Genomic DNA, 22,681 nt, shown 5'->3' with positions numbered 1-22,681 from the left:
CCTCATGGGAGGGCGGCCGTCTCGCGGATGCGGACGACGCCGATAGACGGCGTGCCCCGCCTCCATGGTTTTGGAGCCGGGGCACATCGGCTTGATCCTGCGGGTGCGTCAGTAAGGGGGCATGAGGAGGATCGCGGTGTTCAGTGTGGGGATGGTCCAGCGCTGTGCATCGGTCTTGTTGCAGTCCCAGAGCTGGGGGCGGGTGCCGTTGGTCTTGTTGCCCTGGGGCAGGTCGAGACAGCGGACCGATGTGGGGTTGTGCATGCTGCCGTCGGCGCGGGGCAGGAACCGTTGTGCGGGGGTTCCGTTGCAGGTCCAGAGCTGGATGAGGGTGCCGTTGGCGGTACCCGCGTTCTCGGCGTTGAGGCACTTCCCCTGAATGCGGATGGTGCCGTCGTCGTGGATCTGGAACTGCTGGTTGGACCCCCGCCGCAGGTCCACAGGTGGATGGCGTTGCCGTCGGTGCTGCGCCCGTTGTCGTTGTCGACGCAGTTGGTGCCGGTCGACGCAAGGGCGCTGGGTCCGGCGGCGCCAGGGGCGCCGGGGGAGGGCTGCGTAGGAGTAGTGGGCGAGGTTGCCAATGCCGCCGGTGTAGCCGCCGACTGTGTCGGGGCTTCCGTTCTGCTTGTAGCGGCCGAGGACGAGGCCGCCCGCGGGGGCGGGGCTGTCGGTGGACTTGTGGCTCACCGTGGCTCCAAAGGGGAGATGCGGTGTGGCGACCGCACCCTTCTGCACTGGCGTGTCCCAATGATCAGATGACTGGGAACTCTGCCGTTGCCCGACTCCGCCGGAACGCGCATCGGCGTGCCGCACGTCGTCGGCTGAGAACCGTCGACTTCACGCCGCAGGCCCGGAAACCGGCAGTGTCCCGTCCTCCCGCCTCTCCCTGCTGATCCTGAGCCTGCCGGGGCTGGCTGCCGTGGCCGGAACGAGAACGAGGCACGGGCAATGCGTCAGCTCGCAAGCCTCCTCTACCGCGTTGATCGACGCCACCCTGCACGCCTTCGTCCCCCGCCTACAGCCCGCCGCCTGCGCGACCGGCACCCACCAGGAACCGCCACCGATCGTCCCCGCACCCCGGGCAGCAACGAGTCCTTCAAGATGTACCTGCCCCTCTCCGCTGACACCACCCGGCACCCGGGTCCGGTATCGGGCGTGAGGGCAGGTACGGCCCGGTAGCAGCGGTCCTCGGTCGGTGAGGCGTTCTGCCTCCGAATGTAGTGACCTGAGCAGTTTGACACCTCACCATGTTCCTGGCATGCGTCGGATTGATCTTGAAAACCCTTGATCGACATTCAAAGTATCCGTACATTCGCGGCTGCGACTGTGTCAGGTCGCGTTCCACGGAGCCTTGGGGGAGGCTCTGTCTCACTGGGGATGGATCATGCCTGTGTTCGACAGGCAGCGGCTTCGCCATACCATGAGCACCGCGCTGGGCGCAGTGCTCATACTTGGCGTTGCCCCTGCTCACATACCCTCGGCGGCGACGGCCGCCGAAGGTCCGGCGCCCGCTTTGACCGAAGGTCAGAAGGCGCTGCAGAAGGCGGCCGAGACCGGCCAGCCCGTTGAAGTCATGGGTGAGCGTTCGGAGTTCACCACCACTTACGCAAACCCGGATGGCCAGAGTTTCCGCCTGGACCAGTCCGTGGTGCCGGTGCGTACCAAGGACGAGAACGGGACCTGGGTAACACCGGATGCCACATTGTCGGTGCGTGGTGACGGGACGGTGCAGCCGAAGGCTGCCCTCGCCGACATCCGATTCTCCGGCGGTGGCGCCCATGCGGATCTGGTCACGATCGGCCGGGGTACGCGCACGCTGTCCCTGCGGTGGCCGGGTGTGCTGCCCAAGCCTGTGCTCGACGGCGACAGCGCGGTCTACGCCGAGGTGCTGCCGGGCGTCGATCTGCGGATGACCGCGACGACGCAGGGCTACCGCGAGGTTCTCGTCGTCAAGACGCCGGAGGCCGCCAAGAGCCCTGCGCTCAAGTCGGTCAAGTTCGGTCTGAAGGCCAATCGCCTGCGGGTGTCCGGCAGCAAGGAGGGGGGCTCCTCGCGGTCGACGCGAACGGCAACAGCGTCTTCACCGCCCCGCCCGCGCTGATGTGGGACTCCAGCGGCGACGAGCCCGCTCCGCCGACGCCACAGACGAAGACGGCTCAGCGCGCTTCGGCAGCCCTCGCGGAGCCGGCGGCCGACGACGAGCCCGCGGCCGACGGACCGGGGGCGGGCGACAAGACGGCGAACCTGCCGGTGGAGGTTGCCGCCGACTCGCTCACGGTGGTGCCGGACCCGGCGCTGCTCGGCCAGAGCGATCCGGCTGCCTTCCCGTTGTACATCGACCCGTTCGTGGCCCTGGACGACAGCGTGGAGCGGACGCTGCTCCGCAGCGATGGCTACGAGGAGTGGAACTGGGCCAACGCCGAGGACAACATGGGCAAGGGTGTCGGCAAGTGCGGCACCTGGAATGGCTACTACTGCGGGCCGGGCTACGTCCAGCGCCTGTACTTCGAGTTCTCGCCGAAGAAGCTGGCCGGCAAGGAGGTGCTGTCGGCCCGGTTCCGGATCACCGAGCCCTGGGCGTTCCAGTGCGACGTGCGCAACGTGTGGCTGGTCCGTACGGCGGGAGTGTCAGTTTCTTTGTGTAAGCCCTGGTGCTGACGTCTTTCCGCTGGTTCGTGGGTTACTACTGGTTGTCTGTGACGCGGTCGCCGTAGTAGCCGGCGAGGGTGTTGATGGCTTCCTTCCAGTTGTGGGTCCGGCCGGTGGGGTTGCGCCGGTTGGGCTGGCGGTCCCGGATGACGAGGTAGAGGACCTTCAGTGCCGCTTCCTCGTTCGGGAAGTGTCCGCGGCGGCGGGTGGCCTGGCGGAAGCGGGAGTTCAGGGACTCGATCATGTTCGTCGTGTAGACAATCTTTCGGATCTCGGGCGGGAACCGCAGGAACATCACGAAGTGTTCCCAGCTACGGCGCCAGACCGCGACCAGGGCCGGGTAGCGGGCGCCCCACTCGGCCTCGAACTCCGCGAACCTGGCCTCGGCCGCGTCCGCGGTGGCGGCGGTGTAGACCTGGCGGAGTTCCTTGGCGATCTGGGACCAGTGTTTGGTGGACGCGTACTTGAGGCTGTTGCGGACCATGTGGACCACACACAGCTGGATGTCCGCGAGGGGCCAGATCGCAGCGATGGAGTCGGGCAGGCCCTTGAGGCCGTCGCAGCAGGCGATCAGGACGTCCTGGACCCCGCGGTTCCTGAGTTCCGCGAGCCAGGCCATCCAGGTCTTGGCACCCTCGCCACCGGTGCCGACCCACATGCCCAGGATGTCTCGCTCGCCTTCGAGGTTGATCCCCACCGCGATGTAGACGGGCCGGTTGGCGACCGCCCCGTCACGGATCTTCAGGACGATCGCGTCGATCATGACGACGGCGTAGACACGGTCCAGCGGCCGCTGGCGCCAGGCATCCAGCTCGGCACTGACCTTGTCGGTGGCCTTGGAGATCGTCTCCCGGGAGACGTCCACATCGTAGATCTCCGCGAGGTGGGCCTGGATCTCGCCGGTGGTCAGGCCTTTCGCATAGAGGGAGAGGATGGCCTCGTCGAAGCCCTCCACCCGCCTGGTGTGCTTGGGCACGACCTGCGGGGTGAACGTGCCGGCCCGGTCACGCGGGATGTCCAGCTCGACCGCCCCCACGTCCGTCAGGATCCGCTTGCGACTCGTGCCATTGCGGGAGTTGCCCGACCCGATGCCTGCCCGGTCGCCCTTCTCGTAGCCGAGGTGGTCGGCCATCTCGGCCTCCAGGGCGCCTTCCAGGACCAGCTTCACCAGCCCCTTGAGCAGCCCGTTCTCCCCGACCAGGTTCACGCCCTCGGCACGGGCCCGCTCCACGAGCTGTCCGGCCAAGTCACGTTCTGATTCCGCCAGTCGAGCCAACTCGGCCCCCGTCCGTACGATGCCTTCACGGGGCCGGTCGTCCTTGATCCCCATCAGTGATCCTTCCCGGCAGAGACCACGTCTCATGCCTTACGGGTCACACCGGGGCATACACAAACTTCCGGACAGTCCCCAACCCTGACCTTCTCCGACCCCACCGGCCTGGGCCTGGGCTGTGGCGGCGCCGGAGGAGCCGAAGAATGGTGCCCCGACGACGGCGACCCCATGCCCGAACCCGAGGGGCATGACGGCCGCGGGCCGAACACCCAGACCGGACGCTCCGGGGGTGGGAGTTCGAAGAGCGGCAGCAACAGCTCAGGCAGTGGTAGTAGTTCCGGAAGCGGCAAGTCTTCGGTGTCCAGTGTGGCGCCTGTGGATCTTCGAGAAGCCACCCCGATCGACGTCATTCTTTACTGGATGAAGGGAGAGCTCCCGCCCTACGTCGGGTCTGATGCAGGTTCGGGTGACAGGTTGAGTCACCCGGCCTGGAGGGCCGGTGTGGTCATGACGGTCTCGAATTCGACGGGGGTCAGTCGGCCGAGTGCGGCTTGCCGACGACGGCGGTGGTAGGTCCGCTCGATCCAGGTCACGATGGCGATCCGCAGTTCCTCGCGGGTGGCCCACTTCCTGCGGTCGAGGACGTTCTTCTGCAGCAGACTGAAGAAGGACTCCATGGCCGCGTTGTCGCCGGCTGCCCCGACCCTCCCTATCGACCCGGCCATCCGGTGGCCGTCGAGCGCCCGGAGGAACTTCCGGGAGCGGAATTGCGATCCGCGATCGGTGTGCAGGACGCATCCGTCGACGTGTTCACGCCGGGCCACGGCGTTGTCCAGGGCGGTCACGGCCAGCCGGGACTTCATCCGTGTATCGATGGAGTAGCCCACGATCCTGTTGCTGAAGACATCCTTGATCGCGCAGAGATACAGCTTGCCGTCGCCGGTGGCGTGCTCGGTGATGTCAGCGAGCCACAACCGGTTCGGGCCAGCCGCGGTGAAGTCACGGCGGACGAGATCGTCGTGCACCGGTGGGCCGGCCTTCCTGCCCCGGCCTCGCTTCTTGCCGAACACGCTCCACCAGCGGTTGTCCCGGCAGATCCGCCACGCGGTCCGGTCCGCCATCGCGGCCCCGGTGCTGCGGGCCTCATCGGCCAGGAAGCGGTAGCCGAACTCAGGGTCCTCACGGTGGGCACCGAACAACGCGTTCGCGCGATACGCCTCCTCGACAACAGCGTCGGCCACCGGCTTGTCGAGCCAGCGGTAGTAGGGCTGCCTGGCGAGCTTGAGCACCCGGCACGTCACCGCGACGGGCACCCCGTCCCCGGCCAGCTCCTTCACGAGCGGGTAGATCCTTTTCCCGGCAGATGCGCCTGCGACAAATAGGCCGCAGCCCGACGCAGAACCTCGTTCTCCTGCTCCAGCAGCTTGATCCGCCGACGCGCCTCCCGCAGCTCCGCACTCTCCTTGCTGGAAACTCCGGGCTTGGACCCGTCGTCGCTGTCCGCCCGGCGCATCCACGTCCACAACGTCATCGGGTGGACCCCGACGTCGGTGGCGACCTGCTCGACCGTCACACCCAGACCGCGGTTCCTCGCGACCCGCGCGACGTCCTGGCGGAACTCTTCCGGATAGGGCTTGGGCACAGCGACATCCTTCCCACCTGCCCAGCAGGGCAAGCGAGTTCAGATGTCCCCCGATCGTGCGGCAGCCCCCTTCACCGCTCCAGGGTGACGCCTTGGCCGTCGTTTGAGTCCTGGAAGCTCCGAGGCTGGGCCTGCCGGGCACGGTGGTTTGTCTGTGAAAAGTCGCGGGCGGTCACTCCGCTGAGGGGCCGGCCCAGCGCTTCGGGTCGGAAGATCGTCGTGGGGAGGGATGGGGGACGCATGCTCGAAGTACCATCCCTGCAAGGTTTTCCGGCCGGTACTTCCCAACCTCCGCAGCGGCGTCGTCGGACGGAGGCATCCCTGTAGAGAGGACAGAGGGCAGAGGGCGATGAGTGTGGCTGAGAGTTGGTTGCGTGTGATGAGTCTTCTTCGGGAGCACGCGCCGGCGGATCACGCGGATCTGCCAGGGCCCGCTACGGAGCAGATGCTCGCGGCAGCCGAGGAACGGATGGGGATCGCCCTGCATGGGGACCTGCGGACGTGGCTGTTGCAGAACAATCTGGATCTGCCGGAGGAAGACGTCGAAGACGACGTGGCATGCTGCGGCTTCGACGGGTTCCCCGACGAGGGAAGCTTCTTTCTGGGCATCCGGGCGATGGAGAGGCTCTACGCGAACCGTTCCACGCGCTGTGGATTCGACCCTCCGGACCAGCCGGACAGTCCGTTCTGGCGTAACGAGTGGATCCCGTTCCTGTCGGACCAGGACGGCTGGATGGGAAAGTTCATCGATGTGCGGGACGGGCGCGTCGGCAGTTGGTTCGTGGGTGGCCCCACGGTCACGGGCGAGTACGAATCGATGGCCCAGTATTTCGACTCCGTAGCGGAGACGCTGACGAGGATCGCCGATGGAATCTCCCCGGTCTGTCGATTCAACGAAGGTCGACTTGTCTGGTCGTGAGACGGTTCCCAACTGGATGACGGCCATTGCCAATCCGTCCTCACCCTGGAACGGCAATGAGATTCATCAGCGTTGACGTTCCAGGATGAGGATGGCTGCGGCGACGACGGTCATTCGGTTCGGGCTGCAGCGGGCCCGGCGGAAGACCTGCCAGGACTTGAGCCGCGCGACTTCGTTCGACCGGTGCTCGTGCCGCCGACAGGGCTCGGTTGATTGTCTGCTGGGTTGCGGTGAGGTCCTGGCCGGGAAGCCGTCTGATGGGCGTGGTCACCCACGGGCCGGCCCCGATGTAGGCGCGGTCGGCACAGGACGGGGACGGCCTGGCGTTCGCAGATCCGGATGATGCGGTGGGTGCGGGCCGCGGTCAGGTCGTGGGTGCGGCCGGGCAGATGAGCATGGATACTCACTCGACCAGGGCGTGCGGCAGGTCAAGTGCGGCAGAACGGGGAACCAACGAGGCTCCTGCGCTGATGATTTGTTAGGTCGAACACCTCTCTCAACGGCACGGGAGCCTCGTGAGTTGCGGGACGCTGGCCCGTCACCCGATCCATACCGTTCGTCGTGGGCCGTTCCGGTCATTCGTAGGATCGGAGCATCCAGGGGTGCTGGGTATGGCTGTCACCCGATAGCCGATGATGTGGCTTCCACTGATTGGCCGCCCGGCACCCCGCGACGACTCGGCCGCTAATTGGGATACGCGAACTGAATCGCTCGTATGGATGCGTCGGCGAGGTCGTCTGCTGGTGGGACACAACACCACGTCGGAGGAGGATCGGTGCCGGAATTGTGGGCCGGGACGGACGCGGGGAAGGCCGAGCACCACTGCACGGTCATCGATGCCAACGGGACGACGCTGCTGTCGCGGCGTGTGCCGAACAGCGAGGCTGAACTGCTCGAACTCCTCGGTGATGTATTGGGGATAGCCGACGGCGGCCTGGTCACCTGGGCCGTCGACCTGAACGCCGGCGGGGCCTCATTGTGGATCGCGCTGCTGGTCAACCACGGCCAGAAGCTGCTCTACATCCCCGGCCGGACCGTGCACCACGCCTCAGCGGCCTACCGGGGCAGCGGGAAGACGGACGCGAAGGACGCGTTCATCATCGCCGACACCGCCCGCATGCGCCGTGACCTGCAGCCTCTGCAGGAGCTCGGTGAGATCGCAGTAGACCTGCGGATTCTGACCGCGCGCCGGATCGACCTCGCGGCCGACCGCACTCGCGCGATCAACCGCCTCCGCGCGCAGCTGCTGGAGTACTTCCCCGCCCTGGAGCGTGCCTTCGATCTGAGCACCTCCAAGAGCGCGCTGATTCTGCTGGCCGGCTACCAAACCCCGGCAGCCCTGCGAAGGATCGGCCGGTCGCGGCTCACGACCTGGTTGAAGAACCACGGCGTGCGCACCAGCACCGCTGCCAGGAGCACGGCCGAGGCCGCGGTGACCGCCGGAGAAGCCCAGTTCACCGTCGTTCCCGGGGAAAGGACCTGCGCGCGGATGGTCCACACGCTGGCCGCAGCGGTGACGGCCCTCGACGAGGAAATCTCGGAACTCGAAGCCCAGATCGAGGCCCGGTTCCGGGAGCATCCCGACGCAGAGGTGATCACCAGCATGCCCGGCATCGGCATGACGCTGGGCGCCGAGTTCATCGCCGCTACCGGTGGAGACATGTCCGTGTTCGGTAGCTCCGACCGGCTCGCCGGTGTGGCCGGCCTGGCCCCGGTCCCCCGTGACTCGGGCAAGGTCAGCGGTAACCTCCGCAGGCCCCGGCGCTACAGCAGGCGACTGTTACGAATGTTCTATCTCTCTGCCCAGGTCGCCGCCGTGCATTGCCCTGAATCGAAGCGGTACTACCAGCGCAAACGCGCGGAGGGAAAGTCCCACAAGCAAGCCGTCCTGGCCCTCGCCCGGCGCCGCCTAAACGTGCTCTGGGCCCTCCTGCGCGACCACAAGCTCTTCGAGACCGCTGCGGCCCGCGCAGGCGCGACAGCGATATGACCCGACCACAGTGGGTCACTACCGCCGCTTGACAACACCATTGGGAATCAGTGGCCACTCTGAAAGAGCTCACTGAGCGGCAGAGAATCCGCTGGCCAGCAGTCTCGCCGTCCGCCACACTCGGATGTGGGCGAGGTCCCTCGGTGGTCAGCGCAGGGACCCGTCACTGGAGGAGGAGAATGAGGATGGCCCACCTCCGTCTCGCTTGGGTCCTGTCCGGACGCGGCTGGGCCGATTGCACCGTCAGCGACCACCAGGCGGAAGCCGAAGTCACGGCCTCATACGTCACCGCTGCCCCCGAAGATCTCTTGACGGCAGTAACACGTCTGATCGTCGGCGAAACCGAGTCGCGAGCACAGTTCGAGGCCGAACCCACCGCCTTCCGGTGGATCTTCTGCCGTGAAGGCATCGACGTGTGGATCCGCGTACTGGAGCTGGCCCACGGCAGTGACCACGACAACAAGGGGACCGAGATCTGGTCCGCCCAGCAGAACATCGACGTGGTTGCCCGAGCAGTGATCCGATGCTTCGACGAGGTTGTGAGGGAGTACGGCGAGAGCGCGTACCGCGGCAAGTGGGGTGAGCACTTCCCCCGCACCGAGCTCGAAGCCCTCAGGACCGCGTGGCGCGAACATTGAGGCGACTGGGAAGCCTCCTCGACACACCAGCAGAGGAGCGCCTGCGGACCGGCCGATTCCGCCCCGCGCCCACACCATCAGGCGACGACAGAGCCGCTCAAAACTCACGAACCGCCCCCAGAGAGGCACCGGAGACAGTGTCCTGTTCCTGTTTCCTGACCTGTCAGCCGGTGGTGAACTCCGCGCTACCTTTTCCGAACAAAAGCGTCAGCCCTGTCGGGTTCCCATCGAATTCTCCAGTGAGGAGCTGCAGCAGGAATTCCGTCATGGTGCAGTCGTAGACCGTCCACTCACCGCCGTGCGCATAGACAGCCACAGGCCACGTGCCGGGTTCGTCGCTGCTCGTGATCCAGCCCAGCACGTCCGCTTCGACCGTCTCCCCCCACACCATGATGTCCGCCGGGCCGTAGAGCTCGGCGTGCAACGGGTCGTTCCACTCGTCGACCTCCGGTAGGTCGAGAACATCCGCCGGAAGCCTCGAGGTGTGACGCGAAGGAAAGTGAGGGTCCGTGCTCGGGGCGAAGACGGCCAGTATTCCGTCGATTTCGCCGCTGCCGTAGACGGACAGGAAGTCCCTGTAGTCGGACGGGAATCGGGTGCCGTACGCCGCCGCGATGTCGTCCCAGTCGATAAGGGTACCCCTACTCGACGGCTGCACGAGGTGTCGAAGTCGCTCAAGGGCGGTCATGGTCTCTCTCGTTTTTCGTAGTCCAGCCAGTCGTGGCCTCGCGTGGGAACCGGTTCTCCATCTTCGGTGACTCTTCGGAGGCCGTGCCACTGGCGTGTCGAAGGCCCGTGATCAGGTTGGGAGTCTCGCGGCTGATGCTGATTCCCTGCCCGCGTCCAAGGATGTGCGACGATCACGACGTGGTCATACCTGCCCCTCCACCGTCCGATGTACCGCGCTCGCCGCGTCCCGCGTCGGCCATGTCCGTGCTGGCAGCACTCCTGGACCGCTCGCTGGAGCAGATGACGGAGGCTGCGGCAGACGTCCGCGTGTTCGACAGGGAAACCATTCGCGCGGCATCTGATGTGTGGGACAACAATCTGTTTCCGCTGTTCTGGGCCGCAAGCACGTCCAGCGCCGATGAACGTGACCGACGGGCGACGACCGTGCTGGAGTGGATGGCCGGTCTCGGCGAGCGGCGGCGCGGATGGATGACCGAGCAGGCCGCGATTGCCGGGTACGACATCGAATCGCTCCTACCACCGGCCAAGCCGCACACGCCAGGCCGCGACTACCGCGGACACGTCATGACACCGCAATGCAGGCTTACACGCCAGAACGTGGACGAACTGGTCCCCGACTACGATCTGGCGACGGCATCCGTCCGCCACCTGCAGGTAGAGCGTGCCGGTACTCGCCTGACCGCCTTTCTCCAGTTGGTCACTGATCGAAAGTTTCCTGTCGATGAGCCTGCGCCCCCCGCTGTGCTGAACGTGTGGCTGGACGGTGTCACCGACATCGCCTTCGGTCTTTCCGACACGCAGGGAGTGATCCTGGATGCCGGAGTGCGGGAGGTCGGAATTTCCCTGGGCCCGGGCGGTCGGCTCCGCGCCGCCGGTGGCGAGTACCACCTGGACGACCGTTCATGGCATCTGTCGACCGCTGGTCGACGCGCGGATGCGGTCACCCCGCCCCGAACCGGCGGGTCGGGCCGCCTGGTTCGGCCGCCGGGCGGAGATCTGAGCTCCGACGCGCACGCTGCCGCCGTGCTTCTGCACCACTCCATGTTGGAGCTCCGCTCGGTGCGCTATGCCGCCCATGCGGATCGCGTCCCCGTGCTGAAGCTGTGCCGAGCCTTCTCAGGAGCGGGTGCAGCGATCCTGGCCGCCGGGTCACAACGCGGCGCCCGCCGCCGTGAGGCGGCCTTCCAGGACGTGATCCGAGCCTGGGCCGGCCAGGGCGGGCCGGGCCTCACACGCTGGTTCGTCGCGGTCCTCAGGGAACAGGCAGGCCGCCCGGACATCATCGAGACACCCCGGGCGCCCGAACGAACACCTCCCTCCCTCACCGACGGCTCGCCCGTGTCCGGCACGCCTTCGCAGGCAGCTCTCGTCATGGCCGCCTGGACGGCGGCACACACCGACTACCAGACAGAGCGTCCGGCCGCCGCGCAGCTCCAACTCGCTCTGCCGCCCAGCACTGACAAGAGCTCTTCGGGACCTTGGCGACTGCGGACTGTCGGCTGCACCGAGCCGAACTCCTTCCGCCTCCACGCCGCCGCGTTCCAGGGGCCCGGCCCGCTCGTCCAGGTGGGGAAGCCCACTACTGCCTGCAGCCTCGACTTGCACCAGGGCGCCTTGCTCGTCGCGGCCGGAGCCGGCTGGAGTGCGTCCGTGGGCTGACCCTCACCCAGGGCCACCATCACTCAATCGCTTTCATGACGGGCCAGGCGCCGACCCAGCTCCAGGTTCTCGCCCTGCGCGACTCCCAGGGCCTTGCGGAGCTTCGTCGCTTCGCCACGATGAACCTCCTGCTGCCTCGCGAGGAGGGCGCTCAGCGCTCTTACCGCAGCCGATGCCGACGAGTCGCCAGGGGGATCCGCAGGAGCCGCCGAGGCCGACCATCGAGTCGACTTTCGCAACCGTCCGTCTGCGGACCAAGGTCACCAAGGGCGCCGGATCCCGAGCCGCAGCCCTTGCGATGGTCTTCAAACTCGTCGAGTCCGCCCAGGTCCGCTGGCGAGCAGTGAACGCACCTCACCTCGTCGCCCTCGTCCGCGCCGGAGCCCGCTTCGAATGCGGCCAGCTCGTCGAACGGCCTCGAGAGGCTGCGGCCTAGCCGATCGAGAAGGTCGCATCGGGCGCGGCGTAGTCGACGGGACCTTCGAAGCGCGCCGAGGCACGCGCCACCGCCTGCTGCGGCGTGAGGAAGCGGCCGACGTGTGTGACGATCAGTCGGCCCGCCCCTGCCGTGCTGGCTGTGTCGCCGGTGTCCTCGGGCGTGTGGTGCACCTGGTCGCCCTCGACCGGTGCCTGCGCGCTCTCGGCTTCGCACAACAGCACGTCGCATCCCTCGGCCAACTCGGTGAGGCTCGGGCACGGTGCCGTGTCCCCGGAGTACACCAGCGACTTGCCGGCCGCCTCGATGCGCACGGCGAAGGCGGGGATGCCGTGCGACACCGCCCGGCTGGTCAGTCGGAGCGAGCCGATGGCCGCCTGGTGCCCGTCGTGCAACTCGGTGACGGTGAAGGCCGATTCGATCGGGCTGCGGGCCGGAGTGTTGGTGAGGAAGTTGGCCAGCCGGTCGGCGATTCCAGGCGGCCCATAGAGAGGGATCGGCGCTACGAGGTGGATGTCCGCGTACAAAGCGCCGTAGTACGCGGTGAGCAAGTCCGCGCTGTGATCGGCATGCAGATGCGAGATCCAGATCGCATCGAGCTCATCCAGCCGCACATGCCGCTGGAGCGGGCCGAGCGTCCCGCTGCCCGCGTCCACCCAGATACGAGTCTCCCCGCTCGACACGAGATAGCCGGAGCACGGATTGTCCACGCTCGGGTAGGGCGTTGCGCAGCCCAGAACCGTGAGGTGGAGAAGCTCGTCACTCATCCCAAGATCCTAGAACACGCGATCCACAGGTCTTGACGATTGCTCCTCACGGAAGCTGTCTCACTCAATCCAGTCCGTGCAGGTCCATGCGATCCCGCGACCAACTTCACTGAGAACCGGACAGCGGCCTTGTCCTTTGACAGCGAACTTAGTCCTTTCCCATCCAAGCCAGTCCGTTCGATCAAGAGGCAGGATTGGTTCAGCCTCGGCCCCGGCGACGACGCGTGACTGGCGCTGGGACGGGTGCCGCGTTGGCCTGGAGTGATCGCTCCCAGCCAGGCTGGTTTTGCCCAGCCGAGCAGGAGAGGTGCAGCTGGATCTTCCTCTCGCTGGTGTCGTAGTCGAGTGACACCTGAAGGGTGTGGGACCTACTTGAGCGCCACGTCCTGGGCGGATGCCCTCTCCGGTTGCAGGAGAGCGAGTCGTAGAAGTCGTTCATGCGGGCTGCTACGTCCGGGTTCTGCCGCGCTTGCCGTCCTGCCAGGGGCGTCGTAGGCGTCGAAGCATCCGTACAGCATGTGGGGAACGGTGCACCCCGTCCAGTGGCGCCGCGACCGCGCCCGGGCCGGCGGACGCTCGTAGCCCCCGACGGACGGCGATCACCTGTCCGATGTGATGCGCATGCCTTCGAGCAGCGTGGCGAGGTAGCGGTGTGCGGTGTCGACGCGGTCGGTGGGGGTCCCGCCGTGGACGTTCACGGCGTGGGCGACGCCGCACATGAGCGGGACGAGGTCGGTGGTGGCGAGGTCGGGGCGGACCGCTCCGGCCTCGCGAGCCCGTTCCAGGAGTGCGGTGCCGGCCGACGCGAGTGATTTCTTGAGTTCCGTGGTGCGCGGCAGGGCGTCCGTGGCCGCGGCGGCGACGGGGGCCAGGGCAGCGTCGGCGACCTGTGCTTCGACGATGCGGCCCAGATAGCCCTCCAGCGCGCGCCAGGGGTCGGTATCGTCCAGGGCGCGCCGGCCGTGTGCGGCGAGGGATTCCAGGCAGGGGGTGGCGACGGTCTCCAGCAGCGCCTCGGGGGTGGCGAAGTGCCGGTAGACCGTGGCGACGCCGAGGCCCGCGCGGCGTGCGATGTCGTTGAGCTGCAATGCGGTGCCCTGGTCGACCAGGTCGCGGGCGATGGCGACGATCCGGTCCCAGTTGCGGGCGGCGTCCTTGCGCAGTTGTGGCGTCGTCATGGGTGGGCAGTCCAGGTCGCTCGTCTGATGACACAGGCTCGGCCTTCGATCATATGCGTGGTCCCGAGGTGGCGTGCCTGTGTCCGGGGTGGGCGGCCCCGGGGGCCCGCCCACCCGAGCCGTCAGGACCGGTCCTGCTCCCGGTCGAGGAAATGCGTGATGATCTCCAGCCATTGATTCGGCTGCTCCAGGAAGGGCAGGTGCCCGGTGGCGAGTTCGGCGGTCTGCGCGCCGGGGATGGTCGTAGCCAGCTCGCGCTGGAGGGACACCGGTATCAGGGCGTCGCCGGTGGTCACGATCACGAGAGTCGGCACGCTGATCGCGGCCAGGTCGGCGCGGACGTCGACGCGGCGGACCAGGTCCACCTGGGCGCCGGTGCCGGCCGGGAGGGCCGAGGCGGTCTGCTCGGCGGCTGCGCGCACCTGGTCGGGTGTGAGGAAGTTCAGCACGGGCGCGCTCAGGGCCACGTGGGCCAGGTGGGCCGGGTAGGGCGAGCAGGAGGTGCTGTCCGGATGCGTAGAGCTGGTGCCAGATCGCGGCGGCCAGGTCGGTTCTGGTGTCGGTGCGGGCGAAGGCCGCGCTCACCACGAGCCGGGTGACCCGGTGCGGGTGGCGGACGGCGGCGCGGATCGCGACGGGGCCGCCGAGTGAGTATCCGCAGAGGGCGAACGTGTCGAGCCCTTCGGTGTCCGCCGCGGCGACCAGCTGGTTCGCCAGGTCGTCGAGCTCCAGGGGTGGCGTCGTGGGGGTCTGTCCGGAGCCCGGGTGGTCGACTCCGACGACGGTGTGCCGGGCGGCGAGCCCTTCCGTGATCGGCCCGTAGTCGGCCGCGATGCCTCCGCCCGCGCCATGGGCGAGGAGGAGGCCGGGGCCGGAGCCGTGCACGGTGCGGGCATAGGCGGTCGGGACGGTCAGGGTCATGGTCGGTTCCTCATATGACGAATTGCGCGTTGCGAACGGGTGGCGTGCTCACGTGCGTGCGGCGGCCGTCGCGGGTGCGTGGGCTTCGCTGAGGCGGCGTACGGCCTGAGCGAGGCGGTGGTCGGTCGCCGCGCGGAACGGGGCGACCGGGTGGGCCTGGGCGCCGATGACGACGCCGGTGTGTCCGGTCAGGGACGCATCGGTGGCAGCGACGATCGAGGGCCTGGCCGCTGCGGATGCCGGACCGGATGTGGAGCGTGCGAACGTGCGGCGGACCAGCGGCCACAGCAGCCGCAGGGCAGGCGAGACGATTTTCGGGTCGGTCAAGGTACCGTCGGTCATGTCGGTCGCGGCGCCTCCGGGGTCGGCGGCGAAGACGGAGACGCCCGTGCCGTCCAGGCGGGCGGCCAGGTCCAGGGTGTAGGCCAGGTTGGCGAGCTTGGCGCGTCCGTACCAGTGGAAGCCGTAGTAGCCGCCGGGCGGCTCGACGGCGTCGAACACCCGCTTGGCCACGCCGACCGCGCGGGAGGTCACGTTCACGATCCGGCTCGGCGCCCCGGCCGTGAGCGTGGGCAGCAGCAGTTCCGTCAGCAGGTAGGGCGAGAGGTGGTTGACCACGAACGACGCCTCGACGCCGTCCAGGTCCCGTCGCCGCGCGAACATCGCTCCGACGTTGTTGACCAGCACCGTCAGCGGTTCCCCCGAGGCGGCGTGGTCGGCGGCGATCCTGGCGGCGAGCGCGCGCACTTGGTCGAGCGAGGCGAGATCTGCGGACAGGAACCGGCCGGGGTGCGCAGGGTACGTCGCGTTGATCCGCTCGACCGCCATGGCTCCCCGTTCGGCGTTGCGCCCGACCACGGTGACCGCGAACCCGGCGGCTGCCAGCCCGAGCGCCGTCTCCAGGCCGATGCCGCCCGTTCCGGCCGTGACCACAGCTGTTTTCGTCATGAGTTCCTCCACCCGGCAGGCAATCGGATAGTTAATCCGGTTAGTTGGGGATGGTAGCAGCATACGGATGACCTATCCGGTTAATGGTTCGGGCGCGCCGCCGTCGCTGCGGCCGGCGCGGGCCGGTGAGCACCTCGAACGCGCAAGCAAGCCGCTGACGTGTGCAAACGTCACCGATTTCGCCGGGTCGGGGAACCGCTCGGGACGATCCCGGAGGTGATCGGTCAGGCGAGGCGGAGGCGAGGGGGATGGAGCGGCTGTCACAGACCAGGATGCCGTCCGGTCATAGGGGGTGACCGGACGGCGTACCCCATGGCGTCGTCGGTGTCTTCGGTCGACGCTCGTCACGAGGAGAACACCATGAAGCTCGCACACTCCGACGCACCAGTGCACGACGAACTGGTGCCGTCCCGCTACGCGTTGAACGTCGGCGACATCGACGTGACGGTGATCAGCGACGGAACGATGCAGATCGACGCCCGGACGTTGGCCACCAACGCCGCCAAGGCCGACCTGTCGGCCTGGCTCGGTGAGAACTTCCTGCCGGAGATGCTCGTCTATCCGATCAACGTGGGCGTCGTACGCAGCGGTGGCAGGACCATCCTCATCGATTCCGGGCTGGGGTCGGAGTTCCCTGGCTTCCCGCGGGTCGGCCAGTTGGCCATGCGGCTGGAAGCGGCCGGGATCGACGCCGCGTCCGTGACCGACGTGGTGCTCACCCACTTGCACATGGACCACATCGGCGGGCTGCTCGTCGAGGGCTGAGGGGCCGGCTCCGCACCGACCTGCGGGTCCACCTGGCTTCCGCCGAGGCCGAGTTCTGGGAAGCGCCCGACTTCTCCCGCACCAGCATGCCGGAAGCGGTGCCGGCGGTGCTGCGTGCGACCGCCTCGAAGTTCCTGGAGGTGTACCGCGGCCAGTTGAAGCCGTTCGAGACGGAGCAGGAGGTGGCGCCGGGAGTGACGATCATCCGCACCGGCGGTCACACCCCCGGCCACAGCATCGTCCGCCTGGAATCCGGTGGCAACCGGCTGACGTTCGGCGGCGATGCCGTATTCCAGTGCGGGTTCGACCAGCCCGGCTGGTTCAGCGGCTTCGAGCACGACCCCGAGGAATCAGCCCGCGTCCGGGTCCGTCTCCTGATGGAGATGGCGGCGAGCGGCGAGCGATTGCTGGCGACCCACCTGCCGTTCCCGTCCGTCTGCCACGTGGCGGTCGCCGGCAACGCCTTCCGCTTCGTGCCGGCCGTCTGGGACTACTGACCGACTCTGGCCGGAGCCGTCGTGTGAACAGCGCGTGGACTTCCGGCCGTGATGCGCAGCCCTGGTTCACGGGTGAGCAGGGTGGAGCAGTGCCCACTTGCCATCGCCCGGGCAGCGCCGCGGCCGGCTCGTCGACGTCCACGAGCGGCGGCACCCGTCGTCGTCACACGACTCGCCGCCGCCTTGTCGTAGCGGAGGGAAGAGCACCGACCCGCCCCGAAGGATGAGGCAACCATGACCATCGAACACTCGCACCACCTCGTGACTCCCCACGCGACCACACCGCCGCCCCGCATCGAGGTGGTTGCCACCGTCGCCGGCGCCCCGCCGATGCCGGAAGGCGCCGAAGGATGAGCATTGTCAGCGCGGAGGAGCTGGAGCAGCGGCGGGATCGCCGCGCGCCCCGCCCCTGACCGCACCGGAGATCCGCCCGCCCTTCAACGCGCCTCGTGCGGCAATCCGCCGCACGAGAACAGAGAAGAACGGGACTTCCCCGACCGGGTGGATCTGTTGATCAGCTTGGAAGGCAGGAGATTGTGGACGTCTACGAGGCGGTCATGAGCCGACGGGCGGTTCGCGGGTTCACCAACCGGCGCATCCCGAAGGAGGTGTTGAAGCGCGTGCTGTCCGCGGCGGCCTGGGCGCCGTCCGGATCGAACCTCCAGCCGTGGCACGCCTACCTGGTGACCGGCGCCCCGCTGGCGGAACTCAAGAGGCGTGCGGGCGAGCGCCTCGCCGCGGGCGATCCCTGGGACGAGCCGGAGTACGAGATGTACCCGCCCGCACTGAAATCCCCGTACCACGAGCGCCGAGCCGACTTCGGTGAGCAGCGCTACGGCGCACTGGGCATCCCGCGTGAGGACGTGGAAGCGCGCCAGAGGGCCGCTGCCGAGAACTGGGACTGCTTCGGCGCGCCCGCCGCCCTGTTCTGCTACATCGACCGCACCATGGGCCGGCCCCAATGGTCCGAGCTCGGCATGTACCTGCAGACTGCGATGCTGCTGCTGCGCGCCGAAGGGCTGGACAGTTGCACGCAGATGGCGTGGGCGAAGTTCCACAGGACCGTCGCCGAAATCCTGTCACCCCCGCACGAACTCATCCTCTTCTGCGGAATGTCGATCGGATTCGCAGATGTCACGGCGAGTCACACCCGGACCGGCCGGGCGCCACTCGGCGAGACGGTTAAGTTCGTCGAGGTCTAGAAGCCGTTGCTCCACCATTCCTCAAGGAAATCGGAACGAAAGGGCGAAGAAATGAAGATTGCTGTCATCGGTGGGACCGGGCTGATCGGATCGCAGGTCGTCAAGATCCTCAATGCGACCGGACACGAGGCAGTGCCGCATTCCCCGTCCACCGGTCTGGACCTGCTCAGCGGGAAGGGACTGGCGGAGGCGCTGAGCGGTGCCGATGTCGTCGTCAACCTGACGAACTCGCCGACCTTCGATGAAGCCTCACCCGCGTTCTTCCAGCAGACTATGGACAACATGGTGACAGCCGCCGAGGCCGCCGGCGTCGGCCACGCGGTCATCCTCTCGATCGTGGGCGCCGACCTGGTGCCGGATCTGGTCTACTACCGCGCCAAGGTGCTGCAGGAGAACATCCTCAAGGCCGGCCCCGTGCCGTACTCGATCGTCCGCGCCACGCAGTTCTTCGAGTTCATCGACTCGGCGCTGTCGTGGACCTCCGACGAGCACACGGTCCGCCTGCCTGCCACGCTCGTCCAGCCCATGGCCTCGGCCGACGTAGCCCAGGCCGTGGCCGACGTGAGCGTGGGTGCCCCGCTGAGGGGCACCCGTGACGTCGCCGGCCCCGAGGTGTTCCGGCTCGACGAGCTGGGCAGGATCACTCTCGCCGCCCACGGCGACCAGCGCGCCGTCGTCACCGACGACACGGCCGGCATGTTCGCCGCCGCCGCGGGGAGGCCCTCATCGCCCAGCCCGGTGCCGTCATCGCGAAGACGACCTATCAGGACTGGCTCGCACGCTGACCCGGCGGGCACGCGCGGCAGATCTCGCGCGGGCCCGTCAAGGCGCCGTCGGAGGCCTGTGCCAGCGGTGAAGTTTGGCCGGGTTGAGCACGATCCACAGGCTGGTGACCCTGGCGCAGACCTCTTCGACGCCGATCACCGCGTGGGTACTGCGTCCGCGGCGCACTGCCAGCCGGCGCGTCCGTTGACGGACTCGACGGTCAGCTCGGTGCCCGGCCACCCAGCAGGACCGCGACCAGGTCCGCGACGTCCTCGGCTCCGTGAACGGTACCCATGGCGGCGGGCACGTTCCCGCCGCTGTCACACACGGCGACGACATCGGCATCCAGGGCGGCCCGGACCGCGGCAGCATCGCCTCGCAGGCACGCCTGGGCAAACCCGCGTACGACGTCCTCAAGCCGGTCGGGCATCCTCAGTTCTTTCGTATCCCACGCCTGTGACCGGCTACCACATCGGTCGGTGACGTCGACGCCCCAGCCGGGTCGGACACCGTCGCGATCTTCTCAGGGTTGAACATCCACATCACCCGGTCGATGCCCTCGGCGGTGGCGCTGACGGTGAGCACGCCGAACTCGGCGCCGTTGCGCAGCAGCACGGCGGACGTCTGCCCGTTCGTGCTCGCCCAGCGCACGTCGAGCCCGTCCCAGAACCAGACGGAGATCGCCTTCATGAACCGCGTCACCCGCCGCACACCCACGATCGACCGACGGCGACCCCCAGTTTGCCGTTGCCGTCGGACAGGCTGGCCACGTCCGTTGCGAAGAGCCGCTCCAGCGTGGTCATGTCGCCGGAGCGGGCGGCCGTGAGGAAGGTGTTCAGCAGCTGCCGCTGTGCGCGGCGGTCACAGGCTTGCGCCGTTCGCCCGTCATGTGTTTGCGGGCCCGGCTGACCAGCTGACGCGCCGCGGGCTCGGTCGACTCCAGGACCTCGGCGATCTTCCCGTAGCCGTAGTCGAATGCCACGCGCAGCACGTAGGCGGCTCGTTCGTTGGGTGTGAGCTTCTCCATCAACATCAGCGTCGCGAGCTCCAAGGCCTCACCGCGCTCGGCGCCCAGGTACGGGTCCGCGCTCGTGTCGACGGGTTCGGGTAACCACGGCCCGACGTACGTCTCACGCCGCACCCGCGCGGACTGGAGTGCGTTGATGGCCAGCCGGGTCGTCGTCGTCGCCAGGAAACGCGTCCGGATTGAGCACCGCACGGTGGTCGCACACCTGCCACCGCAGCCAGACCTCCTGCACCAGGTCCTCGGCGTCGGTGGCGCTGCTCAACATGCGGTACGCGATCCCGAACAGGCGTGGCCGCACCTTCGTGAAGACCGCCAGGGCCTCCCCGAGACCATCTGTGCCACCCGGCTTGAGATCCACACCGGAATCCGTCACGCCCTGCCCCCGTCGAATCGTGTCGCCGCCACTGCCCATCTTCGACCGAACAAGCGTGGAAGACTACTACCGCTGGTCGTCCACTGCCATCGACACGTCGATTGGCCGCCATCGCGGCCCTCGACCAATCCTCGGAGGGCTCGTCGGTGGGCAGGCCGAGGTGTTCATACAGATCGCGGACACGGAACAAGGGACTTGACGTAGGCCTCGACCTCGTCCGGACCCTCCTGCAGCACCAGATGTTTGACGTCGTCGGCCGCCTGGTCGGCCAGGTGCCCCACTGGGCGGCGGCCCTCCGTATCAGGCCCAGGACCGGCCTGGGGGAGATCCGTGGGCTTGTGGCTGGTTTCCCACGTCAGACCGACTCTTGCCCCGTGATGCGGTTGAACAGCCGTACGGATCCGTCTCTCGCGCTCGTCGCGATCACGGTGCCGTCCGGGCTGATGGCCACGCTTCGAGGTCGCCGCGATGGCCGTCAGTGTTCCCATCGTCTCCCCTGTCGCGGGGTTCCACGTGCGAGCCAGCCCGTCGTCGCCGGTCGTCGCGAGCCAGGTGCCGTCAGGGCTGATCGCCAGGGTGCGTACGGCTACGGCCGGGCGCCTTTCGCTGGTCGACCCCGTGTCCACGGACGTGTCACAGATGCGTACCGCACCGTCTGCGCTGAGGCGGCGAGCCAAGTGCGGTCGGGACTGATGGCGATGCTCCGTGCATGACCGATTCCGGTCAGGGCGTTGAGTTCGGAACCGGTCACAGCGTCCACAGCCGCGTGGTGCCGTCAGCGCTGATGGTGGCCAGCCATACGCCGTCGGGGCTTACGGACAGGGCGTCCACTGCCCGCCGATGGACGGTCAGCGTCTGGATCTCGGTGCTGGTATCGATGGTGTGCAGACTCACCGTGCCGGTGCCCCTGGCGATGGCGAGCCATCTGCCGTCCGGGCTGATGGTGGCGGCGCGCACTGGGCCCGTACCGCAGGTCGTGGTGGTCAGCAGGGTGCATCGCCTGTGTTCCAGGTGCGCACTGTGCCGGCGGAGTCGACTGTGGTGAGCAGGGCGCCATCAGGGCTCGTACCGGTCGCGCGTACGGCGTTCGGGGACCAGGTGGCCGGTGCTCCGCTCGGCAGGGCGAGAGTGCGCAGCCGTCTCCAGGAGGCGGTGCTCCACAGTTGTGTCGTGCCGTCGCGGTTGACGGTGGCAAGCCATGCGGCGTTCGGATCGGCGACTAGGGCCTGTTGTGAAAGTGCTGGTCACAGCCATCGTTGATGGCTGCGACCAGCACGGTCGCTTCGTAGCGAACGGCGAGTTTGTCGTACCTGGTGGCGACGGCGCGGTGGCGCTTGAGGCGGTTGATCCCGCACTCGACCGCGTGCCGCTGCTTGTAGTCGTCCTTGTCGAACGTCGGCGGCCGCCCGCCGCGGGAACCGCGCTTGAGGCGTTGCGGACCCGGTCCGCGGGCACGGGGATGGTGGCCTTGATTCCGCGTCTGCGCAGGTAGGAGCGTTGCTCCGGGAGTCGTACGCCTTGTCGGCCCGCACACGGTCCGGCCGCTTGCGCGGCCTTCCGAGCCCGACCCGGGGCACCCGTATTGCCTCCAGGACCGGCTCGAACTGCGGAGAGTCGCCCCGCTGCCCGGCGGTGATCACCACCGACAAGGCTTCTGCCTTGCTCGACGGCAAGGTGGATTTTGGTGTCAGGCCGCCTCGGGACGTCCGAGGCGTGGTCGGCCGGCTCGACGAAGACCCGCCAGGCGGCTCTTTCTGGAGATCCCTTTTTCGCCGCTCCGGCGGCGTGCTGGTGGCCCGGCAGACGGTGAGTCGACGTTGACCTCCCAGGTGATCAGGCCCTTGCGTCCGCCTCGGCCTGCAGCTGGGTGAGGATCTGGCCAGGTTCCGTCGCCTGCCAGCGCCGGAACAGGTCGTAGACCCGGTCCCACGGCCCGTAGCGTTCCGGCACATCACGCCACGGGGCACCGGTCCGGGTCCGCCACCGTATGCCGTCTATCAGCTGTCGCCGCGTCCACACCTGCGGCCGCCGGCTTGATGCCCCGCGCAGCACGGCTCAACCGGGCCCACTGCCATTCGTCAGATCCCACGTCCACAGGACGTGACATCAACGAACAAATCCACTTTCGCAACAGACCCTAGCCGGTGACCCAGCTGGTGTTGCCGGCGAGGGTATGCACGTGCGCTCCGGACGCCGTGTCCCACACGCTACGCTTCCGTCCGCACCGGCTGTGGCCAGCCACGTATCCGTCGGCTGATCGTCACGCGCCCAGGGAGCTGTCTCAGCTTCTCCGAAGGCCGTGATCTCCGTGCTGGTGCTGACCTCCGTATGCGAACGGTTCC

20 protein-coding genes and 6 pseudogenes are annotated in these 22,681 nt (G+C 67.9%); 11 read left to right on the top strand and 15 right to left on the bottom strand.

Features of this window, described 5'->3' with window-relative positions:
- Window positions 1-108: 108 nt before the first annotated feature.
- Window positions 109-687, bottom strand: a complete 579-nt coding sequence (locus tag DEJ50_RS00115; protein ID WP_223837484.1) for an RICIN domain-containing protein — start codon at window positions 685-687, stop codon at window positions 109-111.
- Window positions 688-1,384: 697 nt separating this feature from the next.
- On the opposite strand from DEJ50_RS00115, the gene DEJ50_RS00110 reads away from it, so the two are divergent.
- Window positions 1,385-2,101, top strand: coding sequence for a hypothetical protein (locus DEJ50_RS00110; protein WP_150205317.1), 717 nt, complete (start codon window positions 1,385-1,387; stop codon window positions 2,099-2,101).
- Window positions 2,101-2,658, top strand: a complete 558-nt coding sequence (locus tag DEJ50_RS00105) for a hypothetical protein (RefSeq protein WP_150205315.1) — start codon at window positions 2,101-2,103, stop codon at window positions 2,656-2,658. The genes DEJ50_RS00110 and DEJ50_RS00105 overlap by 1 nt, the downstream gene beginning before the upstream one ends.
- A gap of 25 nt (window positions 2,659-2,683) precedes the next feature.
- On the opposite strand, the gene DEJ50_RS00100 is transcribed toward DEJ50_RS00105, so the two are convergent.
- Complete coding sequence (locus DEJ50_RS00100) at window positions 2,684-3,979, bottom strand: IS256 family transposase (RefSeq protein WP_150205314.1); 1,296 nt, start codon at window positions 3,977-3,979, stop codon at window positions 2,684-2,686.
- A gap of 422 nt (window positions 3,980-4,401) precedes the next feature.
- Window positions 4,402-5,564, bottom strand: a protein-coding gene (locus DEJ50_RS00095; protein WP_223837483.1) for an IS3 family transposase whose coding sequence is annotated in 2 segments (ribosomal slippage) — window positions 4,402-5,277 and window positions 5,280-5,564 — 1,161 coding nt in all. Because the reading frame shifts where the segments join, the coding sequence is not laid out codon by codon here.
- Window positions 5,565-5,913: 349 nt separating this feature from the next.
- Here DEJ50_RS00095 and DEJ50_RS00090 point away from each other — a divergent pair.
- Window positions 5,914-6,483, top strand: a complete 570-nt coding sequence (locus DEJ50_RS00090; RefSeq protein ID WP_150205312.1) for an SMI1/KNR4 family protein — start codon at window positions 5,914-5,916, stop codon at window positions 6,481-6,483.
- A gap of 66 nt (window positions 6,484-6,549) precedes the next feature.
- Here the strand turns inward: DEJ50_RS00090 and DEJ50_RS00085 are convergent.
- Window positions 6,550-6,872: pseudogene (locus DEJ50_RS00085) on the bottom strand (transposase family protein); the annotation flags it as partial.
- Window positions 6,873-7,258: 386 nt separating this feature from the next.
- On the opposite strand from DEJ50_RS00085, the gene DEJ50_RS00080 reads away from it, so the two are divergent.
- Both DEJ50_RS00080 and DEJ50_RS00075 read left to right on the top strand, forming a co-directional pair.
- Window positions 7,259-8,473 carry an IS110 family transposase gene (locus tag DEJ50_RS00080; RefSeq protein WP_150205310.1) on the top strand — a complete coding sequence of 405 codons (1,215 nt, stop codon included), beginning with the start codon at window positions 7,259-7,261 and terminating at the stop codon, window positions 8,471-8,473.
- A gap of 185 nt (window positions 8,474-8,658) precedes the next feature.
- The gene (locus DEJ50_RS00075) at window positions 8,659-9,111 is read left to right on the top strand and encodes a hypothetical protein (protein WP_190344172.1); all 453 of its coding nucleotides are present in this window, start codon (window positions 8,659-8,661) and stop codon (window positions 9,109-9,111) included.
- A 163-nt stretch (window positions 9,112-9,274) separates the two neighbouring features.
- Here the strand turns inward: DEJ50_RS00075 and DEJ50_RS00070 are convergent, their stop codons facing one another.
- On the bottom strand, window positions 9,275-9,799 hold the full coding sequence (locus DEJ50_RS00070; RefSeq protein ID WP_150205309.1) for an SMI1/KNR4 family protein: 525 nt from the start codon (window positions 9,797-9,799) through the stop codon (window positions 9,275-9,277).
- Window positions 9,800-10,038: 239 nt separating this feature from the next.
- Here DEJ50_RS00070 and DEJ50_RS00065 point away from each other — a divergent pair, with 239 nt between their 5' ends.
- Both DEJ50_RS00065 and DEJ50_RS00060 read left to right on the top strand, forming a co-directional pair.
- Complete coding sequence (locus tag DEJ50_RS00065; protein WP_150205307.1) at window positions 10,039-11,460, top strand: hypothetical protein; 1,422 nt, start codon at window positions 10,039-10,041, stop codon at window positions 11,458-11,460.
- Between the two features lie 220 nt (window positions 11,461-11,680).
- Window positions 11,681-11,896 (top strand): annotated as a pseudogene (locus DEJ50_RS00060) (IS256 family transposase); the annotation flags it as partial.
- On the opposite strand, the gene DEJ50_RS00055 reads toward DEJ50_RS00060, so the two are convergent.
- The 5 genes and pseudogenes from DEJ50_RS00055 to DEJ50_RS00040 form a co-directional block, all read right to left on the bottom strand.
- Complete coding sequence (locus DEJ50_RS00055; protein WP_150205305.1) at window positions 11,893-12,663, bottom strand: MBL fold metallo-hydrolase; 771 nt, start codon at window positions 12,661-12,663, stop codon at window positions 11,893-11,895. The pseudogene DEJ50_RS00060 and the gene DEJ50_RS00055 sit on opposite strands and share 4 nt — an antisense overlap.
- Window positions 12,664-13,262: 599 nt before the next feature.
- Window positions 13,263-13,841, bottom strand: coding sequence for a TetR/AcrR family transcriptional regulator (locus tag DEJ50_RS00050; RefSeq protein WP_150205303.1), 579 nt, complete (start codon window positions 13,839-13,841; stop codon window positions 13,263-13,265).
- 122 nt (window positions 13,842-13,963) lie between these two features.
- The gene (locus DEJ50_RS34255; RefSeq protein ID WP_223838221.1) at window positions 13,964-14,308 is read right to left on the bottom strand and encodes an alpha/beta fold hydrolase; all 345 of its coding nucleotides are present in this window, start codon (window positions 14,306-14,308) and stop codon (window positions 13,964-13,966) included.
- 133 nt (window positions 14,309-14,441) lie between these two features.
- Window positions 14,442-14,762 (bottom strand): annotated as a pseudogene (locus DEJ50_RS34250) (alpha/beta fold hydrolase); the annotation flags it as partial.
- A gap of 48 nt (window positions 14,763-14,810) precedes the next feature.
- A complete protein-coding gene (locus DEJ50_RS00040) occupies window positions 14,811-15,710 on the bottom strand; it encodes an SDR family NAD(P)-dependent oxidoreductase (RefSeq protein WP_150205301.1) in 900 nt (299 codons plus the stop codon).
- Window positions 15,711-16,070: 360 nt separating this feature from the next.
- On the opposite strand from DEJ50_RS00040, the gene DEJ50_RS35085 reads away from it, so the two are divergent.
- The 4 genes and pseudogenes from DEJ50_RS35085 (at window position 16,071) to DEJ50_RS00025 (ending at window position 18,959) form a co-directional block, all read left to right on the top strand.
- The gene (locus DEJ50_RS35085) at window positions 16,071-16,475 is read left to right on the top strand and encodes an MBL fold metallo-hydrolase (RefSeq protein WP_263399157.1); all 405 of its coding nucleotides are present in this window, start codon (window positions 16,071-16,073) and stop codon (window positions 16,473-16,475) included.
- The gene (locus DEJ50_RS35080) at window positions 16,472-16,972 is read left to right on the top strand and encodes an MBL fold metallo-hydrolase (RefSeq protein WP_411757663.1); all 501 of its coding nucleotides are present in this window, start codon (window positions 16,472-16,474) and stop codon (window positions 16,970-16,972) included. Before DEJ50_RS35085 ends, DEJ50_RS35080 begins: the two co-directional genes overlap by 4 nt.
- Window positions 16,973-17,508: 536 nt before the next feature.
- Complete coding sequence (locus DEJ50_RS00030) at window positions 17,509-18,174, top strand: nitroreductase (protein WP_150205299.1); 666 nt, start codon at window positions 17,509-17,511, stop codon at window positions 18,172-18,174.
- 51 nt (window positions 18,175-18,225) lie between these two features.
- A pseudogene (locus DEJ50_RS00025) lies at window positions 18,226-18,959 on the top strand (SDR family oxidoreductase).
- A 200-nt stretch (window positions 18,960-19,159) separates the two neighbouring features.
- On the opposite strand, the gene DEJ50_RS33720 reads toward DEJ50_RS00025, so the two are convergent.
- The 5 genes and pseudogenes from DEJ50_RS33720 to DEJ50_RS00005 form a co-directional block, all read right to left on the bottom strand.
- Window positions 19,160-19,369, bottom strand: a complete 210-nt coding sequence (locus DEJ50_RS33720) for a hypothetical protein (protein ID WP_190344170.1) — start codon at window positions 19,367-19,369, stop codon at window positions 19,160-19,162.
- A gap of 2 nt (window positions 19,370-19,371) precedes the next feature.
- Window positions 19,372-20,378: pseudogene (locus DEJ50_RS00015) on the bottom strand (sigma-70 family RNA polymerase sigma factor).
- Between the two features lie 316 nt (window positions 20,379-20,694).
- A complete protein-coding gene (locus tag DEJ50_RS35505) occupies window positions 20,695-20,790 on the bottom strand; it encodes a hypothetical protein (protein ID WP_411757567.1) in 96 nt (31 codons plus the stop codon).
- A gap of 296 nt (window positions 20,791-21,086) precedes the next feature.
- Window positions 21,087-21,296 (bottom strand): WD40 repeat domain-containing protein, encoded by a 210-nt coding sequence (locus DEJ50_RS00010; protein ID WP_223837482.1) that lies wholly within the window; start codon window positions 21,294-21,296, stop codon window positions 21,087-21,089.
- A gap of 262 nt (window positions 21,297-21,558) precedes the next feature.
- Window positions 21,559-22,391: pseudogene (locus tag DEJ50_RS00005) on the bottom strand (IS5 family transposase).
- Window positions 22,392-22,681 lie beyond the last annotated feature (290 nt).

This window comes from Streptomyces venezuelae, from assembly GCF_008642295.1.
GTDB lineage: Bacteria > Actinomycetota > Actinomycetes > Streptomycetales > Streptomycetaceae > Streptomyces > Streptomyces venezuelae_C.
The sequence above is the reverse complement of the archived record's forward strand: the minus strand, read 5'-3'. Positions and strand labels throughout refer to the sequence as shown.